Origin of the sequence: Neisseria sp. HMSC070F02, from assembly GCF_001814225.1 — a bacterium.
In the GTDB taxonomy this organism is placed as follows: domain Bacteria; phylum Pseudomonadota; class Gammaproteobacteria; order Burkholderiales; family Neisseriaceae; genus Neisseria; species Neisseria meningitidis.
On record NZ_KV815483.1, the window covers coordinates 1 to 260 of the forward strand.

Sequence of the window (260 nt, forward strand, 5' to 3'; positions counted from 1 at the left end):
ATGAACATCATCGACACCGCCCTCCCCGACGTAAAAATTTTAAAACCGCAAGTCTTCACAGACGGGCGCGGCTTTTTTATGGAAACCTTCCGCGACGGGTGGTTCAAAGAAAATATTGCCGACCGAACCTTCGTGCAGGAAAACCACTCCAAATCCGGCAAAGGCGTATTGCGCGGCCTGCACTATCAAACTGAAAACACACAAGGCAAACTCGTACGCGTGGTTGTCGGCGAAGTATTCGACGTGGCCGTCGATATGCG

The 260-nt window shown here is 51.5% G+C and carries 1 protein-coding gene; it reads left to right on the forward strand.

Going from position 1 to position 260, the window contains the following annotated elements:
* Nucleotides 1-260 (forward strand): dTDP-4-dehydrorhamnose 3,5-epimerase family protein (locus tag HMPREF2959_RS09580; protein ID WP_180300673.1); only part of this gene is annotated, 260 nt, incomplete at both ends.